Genomic DNA, 21,180 nt, shown 5'->3' with positions numbered 1-21,180 from the left:
AATAGATCGTACAGTTTCGTGCAGTACGTCGAGTCCGAAGGGCGAAAACGGTAATCACCCGAATTACGGGTCGAGCCGATCGGATTCGATCTTCCTGACGAAGTAGTAACACACATCCGTTGCGGCGTGATACAACGGAGTATGTTTGACAGCGATGCGGACGTCGTCTATCTCGAGGACGTCCCGGTCGGCGAAACGATCGAGTGCGGGTCGGTCACGGTCACGGAAGACGAGATCACCGAGTTCGGGGAGCAGTTCGATCCGCTGGCGATCCACACGGATCCGTCTGCGGCCGCCGAAAGCCGGTACGACGGACTCATCGCGAGCGGGTATCACACGCTCTCGCTCTCGGTGCGGCTACTCGTCGAAGAGGTGCGACGGGACCGGGCGGTCGTCGCGGGACTCGGGATCGACGACGTCCGATGGCACGAACCCGTTCGACCGGGCGACACGCTCTCGGTAACGACCACGATCACCGAGACGCGCGTCTCCGAGAGCGATCCCGGGACGGGCGTCGTTCGCGAGTCGATCTCGGTGACGAACCAGGACGGCGTCGAGGTGCTGAGCCTGGAGAACCACGAACTGCTCGAGCGTCGCCCGCGCTAACTGTTTTCGTCGGTTCCGGACGGCTACGTCTCGAACTCGTCCTCGAGGTCGCCCGCGACGAGTACCGGCCGTTCGGCGTTGAGGATCACGTCCTGGGTGACGCTCCCGAACAGGGCCTTCCCCGTGGGTGATCGTTTCCGCCCGGCGACACAGATCAGTTCGACATCCGCTTCCTCGGCGTGCTCGAGGACCTCCGCGGCGGGATCCCCGCTCCGTTCGGCGAAGCTCGTCTCGAGGCCGGCCTCCTCGAGCCGGTCTCTCGCGAGCCGCGCGGTCTTGAGCTGGTTGACGGACGCTCCCGAGGGATTCTCCGAGAACACATGCAGGATGGTTACGGTGAGTTCTTCGCCGGAGAACGGGAGGTCGGCGATCGTCCGGATCTGGCGCTCGACGTGTGACTCGTCGTCGTCGATGGCGAGCAGTACGGTCGGCATACCGAATCATACTCGCGGAGCGTCAAATAGCTAGGTGATCGGTCTCACCCGTCGAACGGCTGTTCGCGCCGCCGTTCAGCGCCGCTCCAGGAACGCCCGAACGCCGTCCTCGTGTTCGGGCGTCCCGTACGCCAGCGACTGGGTGAGCAACTCGTGATCCAGCGCCTCCTGCCAGTACCGGCCCATGTTCTCGTGGATCGCCCGCTTGGTGAGCCCGAGGGTTGCCGTCGGTCGCTTCCGAAGCGTCTCGAGGAGGTCGTCGACCGCGTCGTCGAGTTCCTCGTCCGGGACGGTCTCGTTGACGAGCCCCAGCTCCGCGGCCTCCTCGGCGGAGACGAACTCGGCGGTCAGCGCCAGTCGCTTGGCGTCCCGAAGCCCGATCAGTTGCGGCAGCAGGAAGGTTCCGCCGGTGTCGGGGACGAGCCCGACGCGGACGAACGCGCAGCTAAACGCGGCCGATTCCGCGGCGTAGGCGAAGTCGCTGACGGCGGTGACCGCCAGTCCGGCGCCGACGGCGTCGCCGTTTACCTTCGCGACGATCGGAACGGGCGAAGTGAGTGCGGTCTCGACGACCCGCCCCAGCGTCTCGGTCGTCCGTTCGTACGACTCCTTGGGCGTCTCCTCGCGTTCGGCCATCGCCTCGAGGTCGCCGCCGGCGCTGAACGCCTCACCCTCGCCAGTGAGCACCACCGCGTCGTACTCGTCCTCGTCGACGTCCTCGATGGCCGCCGCCAGCGCGCTGGCTTCGTCGGCCGTAAACGAGTTCAGCTGTTCGGGCCGATCGAAGGTGATCGTTCGGACTCCGTTCTCGTCGTCGATGCGCATACGCTGGCGACAGCGTCGAGTACAATAACGATTCTCATGTTTCGTCCGAATAACTGCACTCGCCGCGGCACACATCCCTCGAGTGGCCCTATACTAGCCTTTCTGATATATCTTAAAATAGTTCCGATTGAGAGAACGTAGGTCTGTGTCGACACCATTGGAAGTGAGTGGACACTGAAAGACGCGCAGCAGGCCTCTGTGGAACAGAATCGGCGATATTACAAGGGGTTCGTTTTCCACCGAATCGTTTGCCACGGTACCCGGAGATGATATCTGAATATATCGCTAATCTTTCGATATCGAGTTCAGGAACTCTCTTTTGGACTGGTTAGTGATTCCGGCGCACTGAGTCGTCAGAGCAATGCGTTTAGGAAGTATACAATTTCAAACATAGCTGCTGAATTGATAGGAAGAAATATAAGGCCCGACAGGCTCGACTCGAAGATCAAAGAACGTCCGCGATCGAAAGGGGTGGTCGGGTTCTACTCCCGCAGCGCGTCCTCGCGTTCCGTGGCCTCGAGGGTCTCGGTCTCGAGGTCGGTGGCGACGACGGCCGGCTTGTAGGCCCCGCCTTCGAAGAGGTCGTGGTCGCTGACGGAGGACTCGACGAATCGCGTAAAGGCCCGGCGGTCGGCGGGCAGTTCGCCGTAGACGACCTCCTCCTCCACGAGGTCGTAGACGGGAATGCGCGGCGTCAGGAGGGTGTTCTCGCCGACGACGCTGTTCTCGCCGACGACGAACCCGGAGGTCACTCGGCAGCCGGCACCGAGCGAGACGTTGTCCTCGACGACAACGGGCGCCGACTCGACTGGCTCTAAGACGCCGCCGATCAGCGTGTTCGCGCCGAGCTTGACGTCCGCGCCGATCTGGGCGCAGGAGCCGACTGTGTCACAGGAGTCGACGAGGGTGCCGTCGTCGACGTAGGCGCCGACGTTGACGAAGCTCGGGCTCATCATGATGCAGTCCGAACCGAGGTAGGCGCCCCGCCTGATCGTCGTTCCGTCGGGCGTGTTTCGCGTCCCGCGCTCGCCGAGGTCGTCGGTCTCGCGCAGCGGGAGGACGTCGTAGTGGTCGACGCCGCCGTAGTCGTAGGCCTCGTTCTCGCGCAGGCCGAAGTTCAGCAGGATCCCCTGCTTGACCCACTCGTTTGCCTCCCACTCGCCGCCCGACTTCTCGGCGGCGCGGACCTCGCCGTCCTCGAGGGCCTCGAGAAAGGCCTCCAGGGTCGCGTGTTCGTCCTCGCCGGCCGACTCCGAGTCGACCTCGCCGTTTTGCTTGCGATCCCACAGCTCGCCGATTTCGCTCTCGAGCGTGCTCATTCGTCGATCACGTCCGCAAAGTCGTAGTTCCCCGCCTTCCGTCCTGCGATCCAGACCGCGGCGTCGACCGCGCCCGCTGCGAACACGCCGCGGTCCTCGGCGCGGTGAGTGAGCCGAACCTCCTCGTCGTTGCCCGCGAGGACGACCTCGTGTTCGCCGGTGATGTTGCCCGCCCGAAGCGCGTGGACGCCGATCTCGCCGTCCTCGCGGGGGGCCTCGCCCTCACGGCCGTGCGTGCGCCCGGCGAAGTCGCCGTTGTCCTCGATCTCATCAAGTAGTCGGTTCGCGGTGCCGCTGGGAGCGTCCCGCTTTCCGTTGTGATGGGTCTCGACGAGTTCGACGTCGTACCCCGGGAGGTTTCGAACCGCCTGCCCGACGACGTTGACCAGCGCCTGAACGCCGCGGGCGAAGTTCGGCGCGTGGAGCACGGGAACCTCGTCGCCGGCGTCCTCGAGGGCCGCGAGCCCCTCGTCGTCGAACCCGGTCGTGCCCGTGACGAAGGCGACGCCGGTCTCGGCGCAGGCCCGGGCGTAGTCGGCGGCCGACTCGGGCCCGGTGAAATCGATGACGGCGTCGGGCTCGCGCTCCGCGAGCAGCGCATCGAACCGGTCGGCGGCCTCGAGTTCGACGCCCTCGACGCTCTCGTCGGCGGGGTCGCGGTTGACGGCGAAGGCGACCTCGCAGTTCTCGTGATCGGCGACGGCGGCGACGACCTCGCGGCCCATCCGCCCCGTCGCTCCGGTGACGCCGATCCCGACCGTCATGGACTGGCCTCTGCGTCGGCGACCGCCGTCGGCTCGTCCTCGAGGTCGGCGAGGACGTCCTCGAGCAGCGCTCGGTTCTCGTCGGTGAGGCGGGTCATCGGCGAGCGCATCCGAGCGGGGCCGTAGCCGCGGATCTCCATGGCCTCCTTGACCGGGATCGGGTTCGTTTCGATAAACAGCGTCCGGAACAGCGGGCCGAGCTCGTGGTGGAGCTTGCGAGCGCGCTCGTAGTCGCCCTCGAGGGCAGCGCCGACCATCGCACACGTTCGCTCGGGTTCGACGTTCGCCGAGACGCTGATGGTTCCGGTGCCGCCGACCGACAGGACGGGCAGGGTGAGCGCGTCGTCGCCCGAGAGGACCGCAAAGTCCTCGTCGCGCGTGCGTTCGACGACCTCGCCGATCTGGCCCAGGTCGCCGCTGGCGGCCTTGTAGCCCGCGATGTTCTCGTGGGCGGCGAGCTCGACGGCGGTGTCTGGCTCGATGTTCTGGCCGGTCCGCGAGGGGACGTTGTAGACGATCTGGGGCAGGTCGACGGCGTCGGCGATCGTCTCGTAGTGGTCGACGAAGCCCTGCTGTTCGGGCTTGTTGTAGTACGGCGAAATGAGCAGGAGGCCGTCGGCGCCGGCGTCGGCCGAGCGCTCGGAGAGTTCGAGTGCCTCGCGGGTGTTGTTCGAGCCCGAGCCCGCGATGACGGGGACGTCGTCGACGGCGTCGATGACGGCCTCGACGACCTCGACGTGTTCGTCGTGGGTCAGCGTCGCGGATTCGCCCGTCGAGCCGACGGGAACGAGCCCGTCGACGCCCGCCTCCTCGAGCCGTTGGGCGTCGGTCTGCAGCGTTTCGAAGTCGATCTGTTCGTCCTCGTCGAAGGGCGTACACATGGCCGGAAAGACGCCCGAAAGGTCGATGGTGTCTGTCATTGTGATGGGTTGGGTAGTGGTCGGTAGTCGGTCGAACGATCCCGTGGAAACGGTCCGCGCCCGAATCGTACCCGAGACGAGGTCGCTACGCTCGCCACGAGCACACCGTTCAGACGCGTTTTTTCGAGAAAGGAACCGCACTCGCTCCGCTCACGGAAACCGAGTCGGTGACGCGAGCGGTGCGTGGCATACGCGGAACAGCGACGGGGACGGACTTATGGATTTCGCTCTCTCTCGTATTTGCGGACGCCCGCGGCTTTCTTCCACACCGAGTGTTCGTAGTCGATCCCGTTCGCCCCGGGTAGCTCTCGCCGAGTTCCGAGGGCGCTCCGTTCTCGACGGTCGGGGGATCGACGACTCCGCGCCCTCGGTCGAATTATCCCGCGAAATTTATACATCGCGACTCCCTACCCACTCCTATGACAGACTTCGGACTGAAAGTACGAATGTTCGTCGTCGGCTCGATGCTGGCGGCGCTGTACCTGTTCGTGGGGGCCGTCGGCCTCGCGTTCCTTGGGACGGGTGCCTGGCCGATCGTCCTGCTGTTGCTGGTGACGTTTCCGTTCCTCCAGTACAAGCTCGGGACGTGGATGGCGACCAGGAAAGCCGAAGAGATGCCCGAGGAGGGACAGTACGCGGATATCCACCGCATGACCGAGTCGCTCTCCCGCGACATGGGGATCAAAAAGCCCAAGCTGATGGTCCAGCAGATGGGCGTCCCGAACGCCTTCGCGACCGGCCGCAAGGGCAACGGCGTCGTCGTCGTCAGCGAGGAGCTCATCCGGCTGCTCGACCGCGACGAGCTCGAGGGCGTCGTCGCCCACGAGCTGGCCCACATCAAGAACCGCGACGTCCTGATGATGACCGTCGGCAGCTCCATCGGGATGATGGTCGGCTACGCCGTCTACTTCGTCTACGTCTTCGGCGGCGAGGACAACCCCGGCGGATTCATCGTCGGCTGGATCCTCTCGATCTTCGCCCAGATGCTCGTCACGATCCTCGTGATGGCCATCTCGCGGTACCGCGAGTATGTCGCCGACGACGACGCGCGACAGTACATCGGCAGCGGCGACCCGCTCGCCCGCGCTCTCGAGAAGATCTCGAAGGGAGCCGAGAACCGCGAGTCCACCGTCGACGAGGGCCAGGCCGCGCTCTGTATCTTCAACTCCGAGCGCGGACTGCTCGCGACCGTGTTCGCGACCCACCCGCCGACCGAGAAGCGCATCGAGAAGCTCCGCAGCTAACGCCGTCGACTCGTTCTTGCGGTCGTTTCGAACGACTCAGGCGCTTGCCCTGTCCCGTTCAACCTCGGATCGAACAGCTCCTCGACCCGGCAGTCGAGGTACGCGGCCAACTTGAACGCACGCTCGAGCGAGGGATCGTACCGTTCGCGTTCGATGGCGTTGATCGTCTGTCGGGAGACGCCGACGGCCGCCGCGAGATCGGCCTGGCTCAGATCGCGGGCCTCCCGGTACTGCCGAAGGTCGTTTTTCATGAGTAGCGTCGGCTCACGTAGCCGTACACCACTAGGTAGCCGACGACGAGCAGGAAGTAGCCGTAGATAGCGCCGTGGACGGCGTCCGGAACCGCCACCAGACCGGTCGTCTCGAGGACGACGTCTCCCGGAACGCCGAAGACGACGACGATCGTAGTGGCGGTTGCCACGATCCCACCTGCCTCGTTCTCGATCCGTCGCTCGCGCTCGTCGAACAGTGCGACCGACGTCAGTCCCCAGACGAGGAGGTAGCCGACGAACCCCAGGTAGTAGAGTGCGAGCCCCGCGAGCAGGACGACGTCGCTTCGGACGACGAAGAGCCAGGCCCCGATCGCGGCGAAGAGTCCCGCGAGCCCGACGCCTATCGAGCGTCCCATCCACTCCCTGTACTGGTTCCGTCGCGCTACGGTTTCCCGTTCTGCGGTGGTCGGTTCGGTCATAGCTGGTGACGAGGAGACGTGTGGAAAGCCCCCTTTTACAGTAAAGTATACTTTACACCTATACTTGGTTCTGTGCTTCAGCTGTCGTGAACGTCCTCCTGCCGGAGCACAGGGTCAACCGACCGCCCGATTCGAACCCGACCGACGGGGCGGGCGTTCCGACGGCACAAACGACGCGACTTTTTATGGGTGGTCGACCCAAGTGACCGTATGACGGAGATCCACTCGGGGCAACGCGTCGCGGTTCTCGTCGACGCGCAGAACCTCTATCACACCGCACAGAGCCTCCACAGCCGAAACATCGACTACTCCTCGCTGCTCGAGAAGGCGGTACAGGGCCGCCAGCTCACTCGCGCTATCGCCTACGTCATCCGCGCGGACTCGCCCGAGGAGGAGAGTTTCTTCGAGGCGCTGATCGACATCGGGTTCGAGACGAAGATCAAGGACATCAAGACGTTCGCCGACGGCTCGAAGAAGGCCGACTGGGACGTCGGAATGAGTCTGGACGCGGTGACGCTGGCGAACCACATCGATACGCTCGTGCTCTGTACGGGCGACGGCGACTTCTCGCGGCTCTGCTCACACCTGCGTCACGAGGGCGTCCGCGTCGAAGTGATGGCGTTCGAGGCCTCGACCGCCGAGGAGCTCATCGCCGAGGCCGACTCGTTTCTGGACCTCGACTCGCGCCGCGAGACGTTCCTGCTCTAGACGCGAGCGTCGCGGGCGAGGTCGGCACACAGCGCGCCCGCGCCGATCACCAGCGCCGATCCCGTGAGCGCGTAGACGAGGACGTGCGACTCGAGCGCGGACGGGCCGGCGAACGTCAGGCTGCTCACCGCGAGCAATGCCAGTCCGAGAACGATCTGCGTGAAATCCATTCGATCGTCGAATCGGCGTCGACCTATATAATGATCCTGATGACAGTTGCGGCTCGCTGGTTGTCACCGGATCGCGAACGTCGTCGCCGACAGGTCGAAGGGCTTTCGACCGCCCGCGCCGAACGCGGGCTATGAGCGATCCAGCCGACGGAAACGCGGGCCTGCCGGCGCTGCGGACGATCGCCGACTACCAGTTCGGCGCCGACGCGGGCGCGAGCCTCTTCCCGCCGACGGAGTCGTTGACGGTCAAACGCACCTCCTCGGGGCGACCCCAGCAGATCCACTGCGAGGACGGCCGCCTCGTCTCCTTCGGGATCGACGGCCGGTTCACGCTGGGCATCGAGGGCGGGAGACGGCTCGACACCGCCCTCGAGCTGCCGTCCTACCGGGTCGTCGTCGACGACGAGAGCGAGCCGTTCGTCCGCGAGGAGAAGAACGTCTTCGCGAAGTTCGTCCTCGAGGCCGGTTCCGAGATCCGTCCGGGCGACGAGGTGGTCGTCGTTCACGAGCGCGGCGAGGTGCTCGCGGTCGGGACGGCCGAACTCGACGGCGCGGCGATGGGCGACTTCGAGACGGGGATGGCCGTCTCCGTTCGCGAGGGCGTGCCCGCGGAGCACTGATCGGATCGTCGTCCCCGTCTCCCGGCACATCTGCCTTCTTGCCGCGAGAAGACGCCTTAGCCTGCTCGAGTAGACCATCGACCGGCGTGGAAGCCGCTGCGTCCGCTCCGTTCCGATTCCGGGCCACCGGTGACGTTCGGAAGAGACCGCAGAGTAAAAGACGGCTGGCGGCGACGTACCGGGTATGTTCGGAGGAGGCGGCGGCATGAACCCGCGCAAGATGGAACAGATGATGGAACAGATGGGAATCGACGTCGAGGACGTCGACGCCGAGGAGGTCATCATTCGGACCTCGGAGTACGACCTCGTCTTCGACGACGCCGAGGTCACGAAGATGGACGCCCGCGGCCAGGAGACCTACCAGGTCATCGGCTCGCCCGAGGAGGTCGAGTCCGGCGCGGCGGGCGCCGTGGAAGGCGCCGACGCCGGTGCCGACGAGGACGCCGGGAGCGCGATCCCCGACGACGACGTCGAGATCGTCGCCACCCGCACGGGCGTCAGCGAGAGCGAGGCCCGCGAGGCCCTCGAGGAACACGACGGCGACCTCGCCGCGGCGGTCGAGGCCCTCGAGTAACGCGTGACTGTCCCGGTATTACTGGTTCGGGGCGACCGCGAGTACCTCGTCGAACCCGGCGAGGAGAAGGGGACCGATCTCGGCGTGCTCGAGGTTCCCGAGGCCGTCGAGCCCGGCGAGACCCTCGAGACGCATCTCGGCGACGAGTTCCGGGTGCGCCGGCTTCGGGGTCCGGATCTCTTCCACCACTTCGAGCGAACGGGCGCGCCGATGGTTCCGCGAGACGTCGGATTGGTGATCGGCGAGACCGGCGTCGCGCAGGGCGATCGGGTGCTCGACGCCGGCACCGGTACGGGCGTGCTCGCGGCGCTGTTGGCCCGTGCGGGCGCGTCGGTCGTCACCTACGAGCGCGATCCGGAGTTCGCCGACGTCGCCCGGAAGAACATGCGACTGGGCGGGGTCGCCGAGGACGTCGACGTCCGAACCGGCGATCTGACCGAGGAACTCGACCGTCTCGAGCCGTCGTCGTTCGACGTCGTTACCCTCGATACGGGCGATGCGCCCGACGTCGTCGAGGCCGTTCCGGAGCTGCTCGTCGAGGGCGGGTTCCTCGCGGTGTACAGCCCGTTCGTCGAGTCGACCCGAGAGGTCGTCGAGGCCGCTCGAGCGGCCGAGCTGTCGGACGTCCGTACCCGGGAGACGATCCAGCGCGAGATGCAGTTCGACGACCGGGGGTCCCGACCCTCGACGGCCCCAGTTGGCCACACGGGATACCTGGTGCTCGCTCGAAACGAGTAGGCACCCAAACGACGTTGGGGCCGACCTTTTGTCGCTGGAAGAACAGATTCGAGACGCCGAATCGGGCAGACCGCCCGAGCGGACGATGCAGGTGTCAGAGGCGCGACCGCCGTTCGACGTTCCCGTCCTCCCCGCCCGTTCGAGCCTCCTTCGCGAGCCGCAGCGTTAGTTGTCGTCCTCGCGCCACTTGTACTCGCACTCGCTACAGATGAAAAACCGCGTCTCGGACTCGTCGGCCGCGCGGATCTGTTGCATGTACCAGTACGCGCGGTCGTGGCCACACTCGGGACAGTGCGCGTCGGTCTCGGGCAGCGACGTCTCCTCGGAGGACTCGATGACCTCGCTCGCCTCCTGATCCTCGGTCAGTGTGTACTCGGCGGCGTCGCCTTTCGGCTTCGTAAACCCGCAGCTACCGCACTCCCAGATCCCGTCCTCGGCTTTCATCATCGAACCGCATTCGTCGCAGAATTCCATCGTTGTCCGGCATACGTCGGTGGAGCGACTTAAACGACCCGTTTGGGTGTTAGCCCTCACCCTCCGACTGGTACGGCTCGCCGACGGCTTCCCGCGGTAGAACGTTGTGCAGCTCGGTCTCGAGGTCGTCGACCGACTCGAACCGATCCCTGTCGGTTCGGCCGACGAGTTCGCCCAGGTCGCGTTCGCCGTCGGCCAGCAACAGGGTGATACCCTCGAGTTCGGCTGCCGCCGCGTCGGCGTCGATCGGATACTCGAGGGTCTGGAACGCGTCGTCGATTCGACTGAGTTTGATCTCCTCCATACGAGGGAGACGCTCGCCAGGGTCTTGTAGAGCGATGCAACCGGTCCTGACTGTCAACCCGATCGCCATTTCGATTCGAAACGATAATCGGGATGGGTTACGCAGTTCGAGGCGATGCGGCGTCTCGTTCACTGGGTTCTCGCGCAGTTCGCCGTCGACAGGCGGGTACTCGCGCTGGCGTTCGCCCGGATGGCAGACGGGGTCGGCAACTCCTTTCTGATCATCGTGATCCCGCTGTACGTCGCCGACGACGTCGTCGGTGGGCCGACGTTCGGCCTCAGCGAGGCGATGATCATCGGCGTCATCCTCTCGCTGTTTGGCTTTCTCAACAGCTCCTTCCAGCCCCTCACCGGCCGCCTCTCCGACCGAACGAGGCGACGAAAGACGTTCATCCTGGTCGGACTCGGCGGGCTCGCGCTGACGAACCTGGCGTACGTCTTCGCCGAGACCTACGTCTCCCTGCTCGTGATTCGCGGCCTCCAGGGGATCAGCGTCGCCTTCATCATCCCCGCATCGGTCGCACTGGTCAACGAACTCGCGACGACGGGCGATCGGGGCGGGAACATGGGCGTCTACAACACGTTCCGGCTGGTCGGCTTCGGCGCGGGTCCCGTCGCCGCCGGCGCGGTCGTCAGCGCCGGCCCCTACCCGCTTCCCGGCGGGCTGGCGATCAGCGGCTTCGACGCCGCCTTCTACGTCGCCGCGATCACGGCCACGTTGAGCTACCTGCTGGTGACGGTCCTGATTACGGACCCCGAGTCGACGGGTGCGACCGCGGGTGCGGATCTCTCGATCGACGTCTTCGATTCGTCGGGGAGGAACCTGCTCGATCCGATCTTCACGCTGGGGGTCGTCTCGCTGTTCATGGCGGCCGCCATCGCCCTGTTCGCGACGATCCAGCCACAGGTCAACGACCACCTGGATCAGGGATCGACCTGGTTCGGCCTCCAGTTCGCGGCGTTCATCCTCGCCCAGATCCTCCTGCAGACGCCGATCGGCCGGGCCTGCGACCAGTACGGTCGGCGGCCGTTCATCCTCGCCGGGATGGTCGTCCTCGTCCCCGCGACGATGGCCCAGGGGCTGGTCACGACCTCCGAGACCATGTTCCTGGCCCGCCTCGTCCAGGGGATCGCCGGCGCGATGGTGTTCGCGCCCGCGCTGGCGCTGGCCGGCGACCTCGCCGGCGACGGCGAGTCGGGATCGAAGCTCTCGGTGCTGACGATGGCGTTCGGCTTCGGGATCGCGATCGGTCCGTTCTCCTCGGGTGCGCTGATCGGCTACGGGTTCTGGGTGCCCTTCGCCTTCGGCACCGTGCTGGCGGCCCTGGGGGCGATCCTCGTCTACACGCAGGTCGAGGAAACCCTCGAGACGACCGCTCCGGTTCCGATACTCGGGGACTGACCCGTCCGCGTCGGGACACAACGCAAAAGTACCGGATCCGCATATCTCCCGACGATGACGCTCTCGGACGAGGCCACGGAACGGTTGGCCGACGTGGTGGAACTACAGCCGACGAAGAACTCGGAGCTGCAGGATCGGTGGGGACTGGAAAGCGGCAGCGAGGTCCACCAGTACCTCGAGAACGAGCTCGGCGACTACTACTTTCGCGACGACAACAGCCTGATCCGGGCGACCGCGGAGGCTGCGGACCTCGTCGACGTCGAACCGGGCGTCGAGAGCGATCCCGACGACGGCACCCCCTCCAAGATCCGGGTGCCCGAGCTCCAGGCCCGGATCGTCGAGGTGCTCGCCGGTCCCGACGAGGAATCGGAGAGCGTCGTTTCGGTGCTACACAAGCTTCGAGACTCCTACGACGTCGATCCCGACTCCGAGGACGTCCGCTCGGGTCTCCAGAGCCTGCGCCGGAAGGGCGTCGTCGAGATCGAGTACCGAACCGTTCCGACGTTCCGGCTGGCCGTCGAGCGCGACGAACTCGAGGTCTCGACGACAGATTGACTCGGCATCGAGTGTGTCCTACAGTCCGGGGCGCCGACGCTGCCGTCGTTCCTCGAGCAGCGCCGAGAGCCGCGTTCCCGGCCCGCCCTCGATCGGCCACCCTCGAGTTCGCCAGATCGGGGGCTCCGGTTCGAACTCGGGACAGGAGCCCGAACACTCCGCGGCCGTCTGACAGCGCCCCTTGGCCTCGCAGTAGGGACGCAGCTGGGTCCCGTCCGTTCCGCGCAGCGCGAAGTGCCGACAGTCGGGGCGCATCGTCTCGGCGAACGACCGCCAGCCACGTTCGTAGGCTCGCTCCGCGATCGCGGTGCGCTTCTCGGCCTTCCGCTCGGGGTCGACGTACTCGAATCGGGCTGCGGATCCGTCCCGCGCGCCGCCGTCGGGTCGCTCGAGGATCCGGGTTCCCGGCTCGTCGACCGAAAGCGAGCGGGGGTACCACGCGACCTCGGCCGACAGCGACTCGGGCTCGAGCGCGAGCACGCCCGCCTCGACGGGCAGACCCTCGAACAGCACGGGTTCGACGCGTTCGCCCGTTTCCCTGGTTGCGACCCAGACCTCGTCGGCGAGCCCCACGGCGACGTCGTACTCGAGTTGGGCGGCGAGGGTCCGGGCGGCGCTCGCGTCGAGGTCGGGTTTGTTCTCGATCGCGACGATTCGGTCGACCCACTCCGGATAGGTCCACTTCCGGCGGATCTCGATACGGTTGCCCGACTTTCGGGTCTCGAGGATCCCGCGGTCGTCGGCCTCGTGGATCGCCTCGCGGACGTACCGCCAGGGGTAGCCCGGATCCGGGAGCGCGTCGCGGTAGTAAGCCCAGTCGGCGGGCGCGTTCCGGACGACGTGCAGAAGGTCGCTATCGAGTCGCTTCGGGCCGAAGTTCGCACGGGTCTCGAGGGCGTCGCGGTCGCACTCGAGGACGATCGTGTCCCAGCGTCGCCGCTTCGTGCCGAGCTGGCGGGCGACGAGGACCGCCCGATCGTCCGCGAGGGGCTCGACCGGCGGCCACTCCCGCTCGGCCCACCGGCAGCTCCGCAGCTCGAAGGCGAACTCGCTGTCGGTCGCTCGCGTCACTGCCGTCCGTACGGAGATCGGAGACAAGTGCGCTGCGGTCCGTCGTCGGCTCCGAGGTCGGGAACCGAAATAGGCGGAGCCGAAGCCAGAGCTGTCGACGCCGGGTTCGCTCCGGGGGCAAACTCGTTGCTCGCCTTACTCCTCGTCGTCCTCCTCGAGGATCTCGTCTAAGTACTCGTGGGCCTCCTCTAAGATCTCGCGCGGCCCGTCCTGAGTGACGGTGTTGACCGCCTGCTCGTAGTCGCGCCACTGGAGGTCGCGGTGTTCGTTCGAGAGTTCCGCGCTGGCTTCGAACGACTTCGCAATAAAGAGGTGAACGGTCTTGTGGATCGTCTTCCCGTTCGCCTCGAAGACGTAGTCGTAGTCCTGCCGAAAGCCGTCGAGTAGTCGGAACTGGTCGATACCTGCCTCTTCCTTTACTTCGCGGATCGCCGTCTGCTGTAGCTCTTCATCTCCTTCGACACCGCCCTTCGGAAACTCCCAGTCGCCCGGGCGGCTCTTGAGTAGAAGATACTCGCGCCGGCCCCGCGTATCGCGGAAGAGGATCGCGCCTGCGCTCGTAGCTTCGACTGCCATTACCTCGAGTAACGTGCCCGACGTTAAGAGAATATCGGACTGTGCTCCGCCCGAGCCGTATCTCAGCAGGTTTTTACACGCCGGGCGTCCAGAGTGGATAACACCAGCTATGACCTTCGTTACCCGCCTCACGCTTCAGAGCGGCGATCGAGTCGCACTCGACGGCATCGTCGACGACATCAAATCCACCGCCGAGCGTAAGGGCGCCGCGCTGAAGGGACCCCACTCCCACCCGCCCGAGAAGCTGACCGTCCCTCAGCACGCTCGCCTGCACGGCGACGACGAGCGACGGTTCGACTCCTGGAACTACACCGTCTTCACCCGGGAACTCGAGATCCACGGTCACGACGACCTCGCACGTAACATCGCCGAGCACGACTTCCCGGACTCGGTCCACATCGAGGCCGAGGTCGAGCAGATCCACGGCGCGGGCCGGGGCAACTGACGGTCGGCCGGGTATCGAGGCGGAACGCCCGACTCGACGGGGTCGCCGCGAGCGAGGGACTTTTGTACGCTCGGTCGAACGCTCGAGCGATGTACACGGGCAAGGTCGAGAAACCGTGCTGTCTCTGCGACGATCCCGAGATCCACCGCCGGATCGATCTGCCGCCGCGGCTCATCCAACGGCTGCAACACAGCGAGGCCGTCGCCTGGCGGGACGTCGTCGGCGAGGTGTCGATCCACTTCTGTGCGTCCGACTGGGAGACGGTCCGGCAGCTCGTCCTCGAGACCGGAATGTCGCCGTTGCCCCGCTGTAACGTCGCCCGCGCCTCGTTCGATCTGCGGGCGGACTTCGAGGCGTTCACCGGCCGCACGCGCGAGGAGCCCGACCAGCAGCCGATCGAGGAGCGGTTCTGGCGGGAGAGCCGACGGGTCCTCGCCGGCGACACCGAGTACCCGCCGTCGGATCGGGACCTCGTCCAGGCACACGTGGTCACGCAGGCGCTTCGCGAGCTGGACGCTCCAGTCGCCCGGACAACGGGATCCGAACCGGAAGCGGACCACGACTGACGCCGCCGTCTCGCGGACCGACGAACCGAACCCGCCACTGCTTTGGGCTCCGCCTCCCAAGACGGCGCTATGTCCACCGATCCGGACCTCGTTTCGCTGCGCCGAGACCTCCACCGCAAACCCGAACCCGCCTGGCGGGAGTTTTACACCACTGCACGGATCGTCGAGGAGCTCGAGGATCGCCTCGAGCTCGACGAGCTCCACGTCGGCCCCGACGCCATCGCGGCCGAACACCGCATGGGCGTTCCCGACGAGCCCGACCTCGCGACGTGGTACGAGCAGGCTCGCGAGCACGGCGCCGACGAGTCGGTCCTCGAGTCCCTCGAGGGCGGGTACACGGGCGCCGTCGCCGTCCTCGAGCGCGGCGAGGGGCCAACGGTCGGACTCCGAGTCGACATCGACGGCCTCCCCCAGCCCGAGTCGGAGGATTCGGACCACCTGCCCGTCGCCGAGAGCTTTCGCTCCGAACACGACGACGCGATGCACGCCTGCGGCCACGACGCCCACGCGACGATCGGGATCGGCGTCCTCGAGCGAATCGCCGACAGCGAGTTCGAGGGGACGCTGAAGGTCTTCTTCCAGCCCGCCGAGGAGGTCGTCGGCGGCGGGAAGTCAATGGCGAAAAGCGACCACATCGCGGACGTCGACTACCTGCTCGGGCTCCACGTCGGCCTCGACCACCCCACCGGCGAGATCGTCGCCGGTATCGACGGCTTCCTCGCAGTGCGACACCTCGAGGCGACGTTCACCGGCGAGCCGGCTCACGCGGGCGGCCACCCCGAACAGGGTCGCAACGCCGTCCAGGCGATGGCGACAGCCGTCCAGAACTGCTACGGCATCCCCCGACACAGCGACGGCGCCACGCGGATCAACGCGGGCGTCGTCGAGGGTGGCAGCGCCGCGAACGTCATCCCCGAGGAAGCCAGCATCGTCGCCGAGGTGCGAGGCGAGACGACCGAACTCATGGAGTACATGTACGAGAAGGCCGAGCGCGTGATGCGATCGGCCGCCGAGATGCACGACTGCGAGGTCGACCTCGAGATCGGCGCGGCCGCGCCGAGCGCCACGAGCGATCAGGCGCTCGTCGACGTCGTCGCCGACGTCGCCGGTAGCGTCGAGGGCGTCGAGAACGTCCTCGAGCGCGACCAGCTCGGCGGCAGCGAGGACGCCACCTTCCTGATGCGCGAGGTTCAGCAAAACGGCGGGCTGGCGTGTTACGTCGGCGTCGGTACCGACCACCCGGGCGGCCACCACACGTCGACGTTCGACGTCGACGAGGACAGCATCGGTCAGGGAGTCGAGACGGTCGCCGGCGCGATCGAGCGGATCGGCCGGGACCGTCCCTGACGACGTCCCTCCCGCAACCGGTTGGCTCCGACGCCGGATCGAAACGAACCTATCTACCGGATGAACTTTATTGTCGCTCGATCGAAACAGTCGCGTAGTGATGCGAACCCGCCCGCAGCCCCGCTGTTCGTTCCCTGAACCTCGAGAGCGCTATCGGGCGGTGATCGAGCCGTGAGCTCGACCCGTGTCCGGTTCGGTCTCTGGGCGCGTATGGCCCTCGCGTCGGCGCTCTGTCTCCTGCTGGTCGGCGCCGTCGTCGGCGCCGGGCTGGTGCTCGTCGCCGTTCCGGTCGCCGGCTTCGTCTGGTACGCGGTCGACATCCTCGCGTTCGTCCTCCCGGCACCGATCGCGGCGGTCCTCGCGGTCGCCGCCGTCGCCCTCTCGCTGTTCGCCGTCGAACTGGCTCTTCGATCGCTTCGGACGGCCCGTGAGAACGCGGATTCGGTGCGACCCGGCCCGATCGCGGAGGGCGTCGTCGAGCTGGGCGCGTACGTCCTCCTGCTGTCCTCGCTGCTGGTCGCGCTGGCAGTCCTGCCGTTCGCGGCCGGCGTCCTCCCCGGACCCGTCTTCGCCGCGCTCGTCGTGTTCGGCGCCTTCTACCTGCTTACGATCTCGTACGTCTGGGCCGCTCGAGCCTGGGTCCGCTCGCGAAGCGACGACACGGATCGGCTCGAGCGAAGCGCCGCGGGCGATCAACTGCTCGTCGCCGTACTCGCCGTCGGCTACCTGAGCCTCGCGTACTCGGAGCTGTTCGCCGTCGTGCTCGTGGTCGGACTCGTCGCGGTCGGCCTGGCTGCGGCACTCGCCCCCGATACGCTCGACGTCGTCCGGTCTCGTCTCGTGGCGTACGTGGAGGACGGAGACGGGAGCGAAGTCGAGACAACGTCCGAGGACACGTACCACGGTATCGCCGACGAATCCCGGCGACTGGCGACCCGCCTCGAGCGCGCCCCGGGCCCGCGATCGGGGTTGCTCGCGGCGGGCGGTCTCGTCCTCGTCGCCGGGAGCTACGCGGCGGCGACGGTTCTGGCGCTCGAGACGCTGGCTCTTGCGGTCGGTGCGGCGGCCGCGCTGGCGTTCGTCGGCGGCCACTTCGGCAGCGCGGTCCGCGGCGAGTTCGACGGCGAGGCCGCGGTTCTTCGGCAGCTCGAGATCGATGTCGCCTCCAGCCCACCCGAGGCGACGGGGAACGAACCCGAACCCGACGGGCCTCGAGCGACCGTCGCTCGGCTCGCTCGCTAGGCCGACGTTCCAGCTCCCGACCTTCGATTCGCGGATCAGCAAGCGCCGACCGCGCTCGCCGTCGGCTACCGACCCGCGACATCGACGATCGTGCTCTCGCGAGGGATCGTCAACTCGCTCGAGGGCCAGGAGCTCGAGGCCGTGGTAGCCCACGAGCTCGCCCACGTTGCGAACCGCGACGCGGCCGTACTGACCGCGCTGGCGGCACCCGGCGCCGTCGCGCGGACGGCGACCGGTCGGTACGGGTTCAATCCCGTCCTCGAGCCCCTGGCGATGCTTACGAACGCGGTCAGCCGCGCCGCCGTCGCGTTCGTCGCCCGCAGCCGGGAGTACGCGGCCGACGACGCGGCCGTCGCGATCACCGGCGATCCGGCGGGGCTGGCGAGCGCACTCGAGACGCTCGACACTGAGCTCGAGCGCCGTCCGGAGTCGGATCTCCGGAAGCAGGACGTGACGACGGCGTTCTCGATCGTTCCGCCGCCGTGGGAGGAACATCGATTCTTCGACCGGACGCGACGCCTCGTGGCTCGCGGACTGTTCGGGACCCATCCCGCGACCGAGCGCCGGATCGATCGGCTCCGGGCTCGCATGTAGTGAGCGGCTCGCTAACCCGCTTAGCTCGAGTCGTCGTCCGCCCGCGAGACCGTTCCCTCGGCCGTGGAGTGTCGCGGCTCGGCGCCGACCTGGAGGTCGTCGTCCTCGAGAACGATCACGTTCCCCGTACCGAACATCCCGGCACCCTCCTCGAGGTCGTGGCCCCTGTCCTCGAGGTCCTCGCGGACGGACTCGGGGAACTCGGTCTCGATCTGGAGGGTGTCGTCGGCCTCGTAGGGGTAGTCCGTCGAGGGGAAGGCGGTGCTGACGAACCGCGGGCGGTCGACTGCGGCCTGGGCGTCCAACCCGAACTCGGCGACGTTGAGAAACTGCTGGGTCTGGCCCTGGGGCTGGGTGTCGACGCCGGTGACGCCACCCAGCACGTACGGGTCGCCGTCCCGGAGCGCCATATAGGGGTTCGAGGTGTGTCGAACAGTGTAGCCGGGCGTCAGCCGGTTCGGGTCGTCGTCCTCGAGGGCGAGCATCCGCATCCGGTTGTTGACGTGGATCCCGGTGTCGCCGATCACGAGGAACTGCGCACCCAGGCTGGTCGTCACCGCGGCCGCGTTGCCGTCGTCGTCGACGACGTGGAACGTGGTGGTGTGGTCGGCGTCGGTCTCCTCGAGTCCGGTGTCGATCGGCCACGCCATCGCCTCGTCCATGTCGATCCGGTCGCGCTGGTCGGCGGCGTAGTCGTCGTCGAGCAGGTCCGCAACGGGGACGTCGACCCGGTCGGGATCGCCGACGTGGTGGTACCGATCCGCGAACGCGAGCTTGATCGCCTCGGTCTGGAGGTGGACCGCGTCGGCGTCGTCGGGCTCGAGATCGTCGAACTCGTACTCCTTCAGGACGTTCAGCGCCAGTAGCTGAGTGATCCCCTGGCTGTTGGGCGGGTTCTGGTAGACCTCGACGTCCTCGTCGTACGCGATCGAGAGCGGCTCGACGATCTCGGCCTCGAACCCGCGGAACTCCTCGAGGGTCAGGTAGCCACCGTGCTCGTCGGCGTGGTCGACGATCGCCTCGGCGATCGGGCCACGGTAGAAGTAGTCCCGTGCGGCCTGGATCCCGTCCGATCGGTCGTCCTCGTCGGCGTACGCGTCGGCCAGCTCCTCGAACGTGTCGGCCATCGCGTCCTGGGTGACGGTGTCGCCTTCCTCGACGAGGTCGCCGTCGACGTGGTAGAGCTCGGCCGCAGCGGGTCGATCCGCGATCAGATCGGCCTCGCCCTCGAGCCAGCCTTCCATCTCCGGGCTGACGGGATACCCCTCCCGGGCGAGGGTGATCGCGGGCTCGAGGACGTCCCCGAGATCGAGTTCGCCGTACTCGTCGAGCCACAGCATCCAGCCGTCCCAGGCGCCGGGGACGACGGCCTGGTGGATCCCCGCCTCGTCCGCGCGCTCCTCGTAGTCCTCGGGGGTCGCCTCCAGTCCGACCGGGCCGACCCCGTCCAGACTGGTCACCTCGTCGGTCTCGGCGTCGTAGTACAGCGCCCAGGTCCCCCCGCCCAGCGCCGAGGAGAACCAGGGTTCGACGACGCTCAGGGCGCAGGCGACCGCGACGGCGGCGTCGGCGGCCGTCCCGCCGTCCTCGAGGGTCTCGAGGCCGGCCTCGGTCGCGAGGTGGTGCTGGGAGACGACGGCCCGCCGGTCCTCGCCCGACTGTTCCATGGGCCCCTCGCTGGAGAATCCGGCACAGCCCCCGAGACCTACGGCGCCGGCTCCGGCGCTCGTTACCAGCAACTCCCGACGGCGAACGTTCGTGCCCATACTCGAGGCCGGCGACGCGAGAACAAAAGCGAACGGGACGGTTCGAATCGTAGCGAAACGTTACGGTCCGCACGGGAACGAGACTGGAGCGTCCTCGGGCGAACCGGCGACGGATCGATCGGCCGCCTCAGACGGACGGAGACGGCGTCGGTGTCGACCGATCAGTAGTCGTCGTCTTCGTCTTCGTGTTCTTCGTCGTGATCGTCGTAGTCGTCTTCGTCTTCGTGTTCTTCGTCGTGATCGTCGTAGTCGTCTTCTTCGTCGTAGTCCTCCTCGTCCATTTCGTCTTCCTCGTCGTCGGGTGCGGCGTCGAGGACGACCTCGAGGTCGAAGGGTTCGTCGGCGGGCGCAGCGTCGGGGTCGAGGTAGCCGACCGCGAAGGCGCTGTAAACGTTTCCGGCCTCGGGGCTGACTTCGAAGGTTGCGACGACGTCGCCGTCGTTGCACTCGGTTGCGGGTCGGATCTCGAGACAGTAGTCACCCGGGGGCACTTCGACCGCGCCTGCCTCGCCGAAGGCGACGTCCTCGAACAGCACCGTCTCGCCGTCACCGACGGTGACGTCGACGGCCGGCGCGTCGGGCGAGGCGTGGACGAGGCGAACTCGGGCGTCCTCGCCCGGATCGCTCACGTCGTCCTCGAGGACGGCCGGTGCGAAGGGCTGATTCTCCTCGCTCAGTTCGCCCAGCGCGGCGATCGTGAACGCGCCCTCGGCGAGTTCGAGCTCCTCGTCGAAGACGACGGTGTCCGGATCCTCCGCCGCTGAGATGGCGACGTTGGCGGCTCCGACCGGCAGCTCGAGATACTCGCTCACGGCGCGGAACGGGACGTCCTCGAGGACGGTGTCGCCCTCGACGCTGACGTCGACGTTCGGCGCGTCCGGCGAGAGGTGGGCTGCCCGTACCTCCGCCACCTCCGCTTCCTCGTCGTGGTCGTCGTAGTCGTCGTGATCGTCGTCGTCGTGATCGTCGTCGTCCCCCCCGTGCTCGTCGCTCGTCCCGCTGAAACTGGCTGCAACCAGCCCGGCTCCGGTGGCTCCGATCAACGTTAGTGCGCGTCTGCGGGTATGTCCTTGCGACATAGACACATGTTGGACGTTCGTAATATTATGGAGCGCCCCTAACCAGGTAGGGAGAGGAGAACCGGCAAAACCGGTCCGAAGTGGAGCCTGTCGGACGGACGAGTTCTTCCGCGCGTCCCGAACGCACGACGCTTACTCGGGGGGAAG

Annotated in this window: 26 protein-coding genes and 1 pseudogene; 13 read left to right on the top strand and 14 right to left on the bottom strand. The window is 66.9% G+C overall.

From position 1 onward, the window contains the following. Positions 1–141 precede the first annotated feature (141 nt). Positions 142–606 carry a MaoC family dehydratase gene (locus QA609_RS02355; RefSeq protein WP_278300975.1) on the top strand — a complete coding sequence of 155 codons (465 nt, stop codon included), beginning with the start codon at positions 142–144 and terminating at the stop codon, positions 604–606. Positions 607–629: 23 nt separating this feature from the next. Here QA609_RS02355 and QA609_RS02350 read toward each other — a convergent pair whose 3' ends face one another. The 5 genes from QA609_RS02350 to dapA all read right to left on the bottom strand — a co-directional run bounded on the left by QA609_RS02350 (position 630) and on the right by dapA (position 4,868). Further along, positions 630–1,040, bottom strand: coding sequence for a universal stress protein (locus QA609_RS02350; RefSeq protein WP_278300974.1), 411 nt, complete (start codon positions 1,038–1,040; stop codon positions 630–632). Positions 1,041–1,115: 75 nt separating this feature from the next. After that, entirely contained in the window at positions 1,116–1,865 is a 750-nt protein-coding gene (locus QA609_RS02345) for an enoyl-CoA hydratase-related protein (protein ID WP_278300973.1), read from the bottom strand. Between the two features lie 482 nt (positions 1,866–2,347). Continuing rightward, positions 2,348–3,184 carry a 2,3,4,5-tetrahydropyridine-2,6-dicarboxylate N-succinyltransferase gene (locus QA609_RS02340; RefSeq protein WP_278300972.1) on the bottom strand — a complete coding sequence of 279 codons (837 nt, stop codon included), beginning with the start codon at positions 3,182–3,184 and terminating at the stop codon, positions 2,348–2,350. Further along, positions 3,181–3,948, bottom strand: coding sequence for a 4-hydroxy-tetrahydrodipicolinate reductase (gene dapB, locus QA609_RS02335; RefSeq protein WP_278300971.1), 768 nt, complete (start codon positions 3,946–3,948; stop codon positions 3,181–3,183). Before dapB ends, QA609_RS02340 begins: the two co-directional genes overlap by 4 nt. Further along, a complete protein-coding gene (gene dapA, locus QA609_RS02330; RefSeq protein WP_278300970.1) occupies positions 3,945–4,868 on the bottom strand; it encodes a 4-hydroxy-tetrahydrodipicolinate synthase in 924 nt (307 codons plus the stop codon). Before dapA ends, dapB begins: the two co-directional genes overlap by 4 nt. Positions 4,869–5,287: 419 nt before the next feature. Here dapA and QA609_RS02325 point away from each other — a divergent pair, with 419 nt between their 5' ends. Continuing rightward, positions 5,288–6,112, top strand: coding sequence for a M48 family metalloprotease (locus tag QA609_RS02325; protein ID WP_278300969.1), 825 nt, complete (start codon positions 5,288–5,290; stop codon positions 6,110–6,112). Here QA609_RS02325 and QA609_RS02320 read toward each other — a convergent pair. Together QA609_RS02320 and QA609_RS02315 are read right to left on the bottom strand one after the other, a co-directional pair. Next, positions 6,109–6,363 carry a helix-turn-helix transcriptional regulator gene (locus tag QA609_RS02320; protein ID WP_278300968.1) on the bottom strand — a complete coding sequence of 85 codons (255 nt, stop codon included), beginning with the start codon at positions 6,361–6,363 and terminating at the stop codon, positions 6,109–6,111. The two genes, QA609_RS02325 and QA609_RS02320, sit on opposite strands and share 4 nt — an antisense overlap. Further along, on the bottom strand, positions 6,360–6,803 hold the full coding sequence (locus QA609_RS02315) for a hypothetical protein (protein ID WP_278300967.1): 444 nt from the start codon (positions 6,801–6,803) through the stop codon (positions 6,360–6,362). The genes QA609_RS02320 and QA609_RS02315 overlap by 4 nt, the downstream gene beginning before the upstream one ends. A gap of 210 nt (positions 6,804–7,013) precedes the next feature. Between QA609_RS02315 and QA609_RS02310 the strand changes: the two genes are divergently transcribed. Continuing rightward, positions 7,014–7,511, top strand: coding sequence for an NYN domain-containing protein (locus QA609_RS02310; protein WP_278300966.1), 498 nt, complete (start codon positions 7,014–7,016; stop codon positions 7,509–7,511). Here QA609_RS02310 and QA609_RS02305 read toward each other — a convergent pair. Further along, positions 7,508–7,681: a hypothetical protein gene (locus tag QA609_RS02305; RefSeq protein ID WP_278300965.1), complete on the bottom strand. Its 174-nt coding sequence runs from the start codon at positions 7,679–7,681 to the stop codon at positions 7,508–7,510. The two genes, QA609_RS02310 and QA609_RS02305, sit on opposite strands and share 4 nt — an antisense overlap. A gap of 131 nt (positions 7,682–7,812) precedes the next feature. Between QA609_RS02305 and QA609_RS02300 the strand changes: the two genes are divergently transcribed. The 3 genes from QA609_RS02300 to QA609_RS02290 all read left to right on the top strand — a co-directional run bounded on the left by QA609_RS02300 (position 7,813) and on the right by QA609_RS02290 (position 9,613). Further along, positions 7,813–8,301, top strand: coding sequence for a PUA domain-containing protein (locus QA609_RS02300; RefSeq protein ID WP_278300964.1), 489 nt, complete (start codon positions 7,813–7,815; stop codon positions 8,299–8,301). A 184-nt stretch (positions 8,302–8,485) separates the two neighbouring features. Beyond that, positions 8,486–8,875 carry a nascent polypeptide-associated complex protein gene (locus QA609_RS02295; protein WP_278300963.1) on the top strand — a complete coding sequence of 130 codons (390 nt, stop codon included), beginning with the start codon at positions 8,486–8,488 and terminating at the stop codon, positions 8,873–8,875. Between the two features lie 3 nt (positions 8,876–8,878). Next, positions 8,879–9,613 carry a methyltransferase domain-containing protein gene (locus QA609_RS02290; protein WP_278300962.1) on the top strand — a complete coding sequence of 245 codons (735 nt, stop codon included), beginning with the start codon at positions 8,879–8,881 and terminating at the stop codon, positions 9,611–9,613. Between the two features lie 165 nt (positions 9,614–9,778). On the opposite strand, the gene QA609_RS02285 is transcribed toward QA609_RS02290, so the two are convergent. Both QA609_RS02285 and QA609_RS02280 read right to left on the bottom strand, forming a co-directional pair. Next, positions 9,779–10,087 carry a transcription factor S gene (locus QA609_RS02285; RefSeq protein WP_278300961.1) on the bottom strand — a complete coding sequence of 103 codons (309 nt, stop codon included), beginning with the start codon at positions 10,085–10,087 and terminating at the stop codon, positions 9,779–9,781. Between the two features lie 49 nt (positions 10,088–10,136). Further along, a complete protein-coding gene (locus QA609_RS02280; protein ID WP_278300960.1) occupies positions 10,137–10,391 on the bottom strand; it encodes a hypothetical protein in 255 nt (84 codons plus the stop codon). Between the two features lie 114 nt (positions 10,392–10,505). Here QA609_RS02280 and QA609_RS02275 point away from each other — a divergent pair, with 114 nt between their 5' ends. Together QA609_RS02275 and QA609_RS02270 are read left to right on the top strand one after the other, a co-directional pair. Continuing rightward, entirely contained in the window at positions 10,506–11,792 is a 1,287-nt protein-coding gene (locus tag QA609_RS02275; RefSeq protein WP_278300959.1) for an MFS transporter, read from the top strand. Between the two features lie 54 nt (positions 11,793–11,846). After that, a complete protein-coding gene (locus tag QA609_RS02270; protein WP_278300958.1) occupies positions 11,847–12,347 on the top strand; it encodes a DUF5797 family protein in 501 nt (166 codons plus the stop codon). Between the two features lie 18 nt (positions 12,348–12,365). Here the strand turns inward: QA609_RS02270 and QA609_RS02265 are convergent, their stop codons facing one another. Beyond that, the gene (locus QA609_RS02265) at positions 12,366–13,418 is read right to left on the bottom strand and encodes a DUF5787 family protein (RefSeq protein ID WP_278300957.1); all 1,053 of its coding nucleotides are present in this window, start codon (positions 13,416–13,418) and stop codon (positions 12,366–12,368) included. Positions 13,419–13,553: 135 nt separating this feature from the next. After that, the gene (locus QA609_RS02260) at positions 13,554–13,994 is read right to left on the bottom strand and encodes a bis(5'-nucleosyl)-tetraphosphatase (protein WP_278300956.1); all 441 of its coding nucleotides are present in this window, start codon (positions 13,992–13,994) and stop codon (positions 13,554–13,556) included. 109 nt (positions 13,995–14,103) lie between these two features. Between QA609_RS02260 and QA609_RS02255 the strand changes: the two genes are divergently transcribed. The 5 genes and pseudogenes from QA609_RS02255 to QA609_RS02235 form a co-directional block, all read left to right on the top strand. Then, the gene (locus QA609_RS02255; protein WP_278300955.1) at positions 14,104–14,439 is read left to right on the top strand and encodes an uS10/mL48 family ribosomal protein; all 336 of its coding nucleotides are present in this window, start codon (positions 14,104–14,106) and stop codon (positions 14,437–14,439) included. Positions 14,440–14,528: 89 nt separating this feature from the next. Further along, positions 14,529–15,005 (top strand): hypothetical protein, encoded by a 477-nt coding sequence (locus QA609_RS02250; protein ID WP_278300954.1) that lies wholly within the window; start codon positions 14,529–14,531, stop codon positions 15,003–15,005. 69 nt (positions 15,006–15,074) lie between these two features. After that, a complete protein-coding gene (locus QA609_RS02245; RefSeq protein WP_278300953.1) occupies positions 15,075–16,352 on the top strand; it encodes an amidohydrolase in 1,278 nt (425 codons plus the stop codon). Between the two features lie 210 nt (positions 16,353–16,562). Then, the gene (locus QA609_RS02240) at positions 16,563–17,594 is read left to right on the top strand and encodes a hypothetical protein (RefSeq protein WP_278300952.1); all 1,032 of its coding nucleotides are present in this window, start codon (positions 16,563–16,565) and stop codon (positions 17,592–17,594) included. A 39-nt stretch (positions 17,595–17,633) separates the two neighbouring features. After that, positions 17,634–18,188, top strand: a pseudogene (locus tag QA609_RS02235) (M48 family metalloprotease); the annotation flags it as partial. Positions 18,189–18,208: 20 nt separating this feature from the next. On the opposite strand, the gene QA609_RS02230 reads toward QA609_RS02235, so the two are convergent. Both QA609_RS02230 and QA609_RS02225 read right to left on the bottom strand, forming a co-directional pair. Continuing rightward, positions 18,209–19,954: a gamma-glutamyltransferase gene (locus QA609_RS02230; protein ID WP_278300951.1), complete on the bottom strand. Its 1,746-nt coding sequence runs from the start codon at positions 19,952–19,954 to the stop codon at positions 18,209–18,211. Positions 19,955–20,115: 161 nt separating this feature from the next. Beyond that, on the bottom strand, positions 20,116–21,033 hold the full coding sequence (locus QA609_RS02225; RefSeq protein WP_278300950.1) for a DUF4397 domain-containing protein: 918 nt from the start codon (positions 21,031–21,033) through the stop codon (positions 20,116–20,118). Positions 21,034–21,180 lie beyond the last annotated feature (147 nt).

Source organism: Natronococcus sp. A-GB7, from assembly GCF_029688865.1.
Lineage (GTDB): Archaea > Halobacteriota > Halobacteria > Halobacteriales > Natrialbaceae > Natronococcus.
The sequence above is the reverse complement of the archived record's forward strand: the minus strand, read 5'-3'. Positions and strand labels throughout refer to the sequence as shown.

Coding starts and splice junctions, on each gene's coding strand:
- QA609_RS02355 (WP_278300975.1), top strand. CDS start 142: ATGTTTGACAGCGATGCGGACGTCGTCTATCTCGAGGACGTCCCGGTC.
- QA609_RS02350 (WP_278300974.1), bottom strand. CDS start 1,040: ATGCCGACCGTACTGCTCGCCATCGACGACGACGAGTCACACGTCGAG.
- QA609_RS02345 (WP_278300973.1), bottom strand. CDS start 1,865: ATGCGCATCGACGACGAGAACGGAGTCCGAACGATCACCTTCGATCGG.
- QA609_RS02340 (WP_278300972.1), bottom strand. CDS start 3,184: ATGAGCACGCTCGAGAGCGAAATCGGCGAGCTGTGGGATCGCAAGCAA.
- dapB (WP_278300971.1), bottom strand. CDS start 3,948: ATGACGGTCGGGATCGGCGTCACCGGAGCGACGGGGCGGATGGGCCGC.
- dapA (WP_278300970.1), bottom strand. CDS start 4,868: ATGACAGACACCATCGACCTTTCGGGCGTCTTTCCGGCCATGTGTACG.
- QA609_RS02325 (WP_278300969.1), top strand. CDS start 5,288: ATGACAGACTTCGGACTGAAAGTACGAATGTTCGTCGTCGGCTCGATG.
- QA609_RS02320 (WP_278300968.1), bottom strand. CDS start 6,363: ATGAAAAACGACCTTCGGCAGTACCGGGAGGCCCGCGATCTGAGCCAG.
- QA609_RS02315 (WP_278300967.1), bottom strand. CDS start 6,803: ATGACCGAACCGACCACCGCAGAACGGGAAACCGTAGCGCGACGGAAC.
- QA609_RS02310 (WP_278300966.1), top strand. CDS start 7,014: ATGACGGAGATCCACTCGGGGCAACGCGTCGCGGTTCTCGTCGACGCG.
- QA609_RS02305 (WP_278300965.1), bottom strand. CDS start 7,681: ATGGATTTCACGCAGATCGTTCTCGGACTGGCATTGCTCGCGGTGAGC.
- QA609_RS02300 (WP_278300964.1), top strand. CDS start 7,813: ATGAGCGATCCAGCCGACGGAAACGCGGGCCTGCCGGCGCTGCGGACG.
- QA609_RS02295 (WP_278300963.1), top strand. CDS start 8,486: ATGTTCGGAGGAGGCGGCGGCATGAACCCGCGCAAGATGGAACAGATG.
- QA609_RS02285 (WP_278300961.1), bottom strand. CDS start 10,087: ATGGAATTCTGCGACGAATGCGGTTCGATGATGAAAGCCGAGGACGGG.
- QA609_RS02280 (WP_278300960.1), bottom strand. CDS start 10,391: ATGGAGGAGATCAAACTCAGTCGAATCGACGACGCGTTCCAGACCCTC.
- QA609_RS02275 (WP_278300959.1), top strand. CDS start 10,506: ATGCGGCGTCTCGTTCACTGGGTTCTCGCGCAGTTCGCCGTCGACAGG.
- QA609_RS02270 (WP_278300958.1), top strand. CDS start 11,847: ATGACGCTCTCGGACGAGGCCACGGAACGGTTGGCCGACGTGGTGGAA.
- QA609_RS02260 (WP_278300956.1), bottom strand. CDS start 13,994: ATGGCAGTCGAAGCTACGAGCGCAGGCGCGATCCTCTTCCGCGATACG.
- QA609_RS02255 (WP_278300955.1), top strand. CDS start 14,104: ATGACCTTCGTTACCCGCCTCACGCTTCAGAGCGGCGATCGAGTCGCA.
- QA609_RS02250 (WP_278300954.1), top strand. CDS start 14,529: ATGTACACGGGCAAGGTCGAGAAACCGTGCTGTCTCTGCGACGATCCC.
- QA609_RS02245 (WP_278300953.1), top strand. CDS start 15,075: ATGTCCACCGATCCGGACCTCGTTTCGCTGCGCCGAGACCTCCACCGC.
- QA609_RS02240 (WP_278300952.1), top strand. CDS start 16,563: ATGGCCCTCGCGTCGGCGCTCTGTCTCCTGCTGGTCGGCGCCGTCGTC.
- QA609_RS02230 (WP_278300951.1), bottom strand. CDS start 19,954: ATGGGCACGAACGTTCGCCGTCGGGAGTTGCTGGTAACGAGCGCCGGA.
- QA609_RS02225 (WP_278300950.1), bottom strand. CDS start 21,033: ATGTCGCAAGGACATACCCGCAGACGCGCACTAACGTTGATCGGAGCC.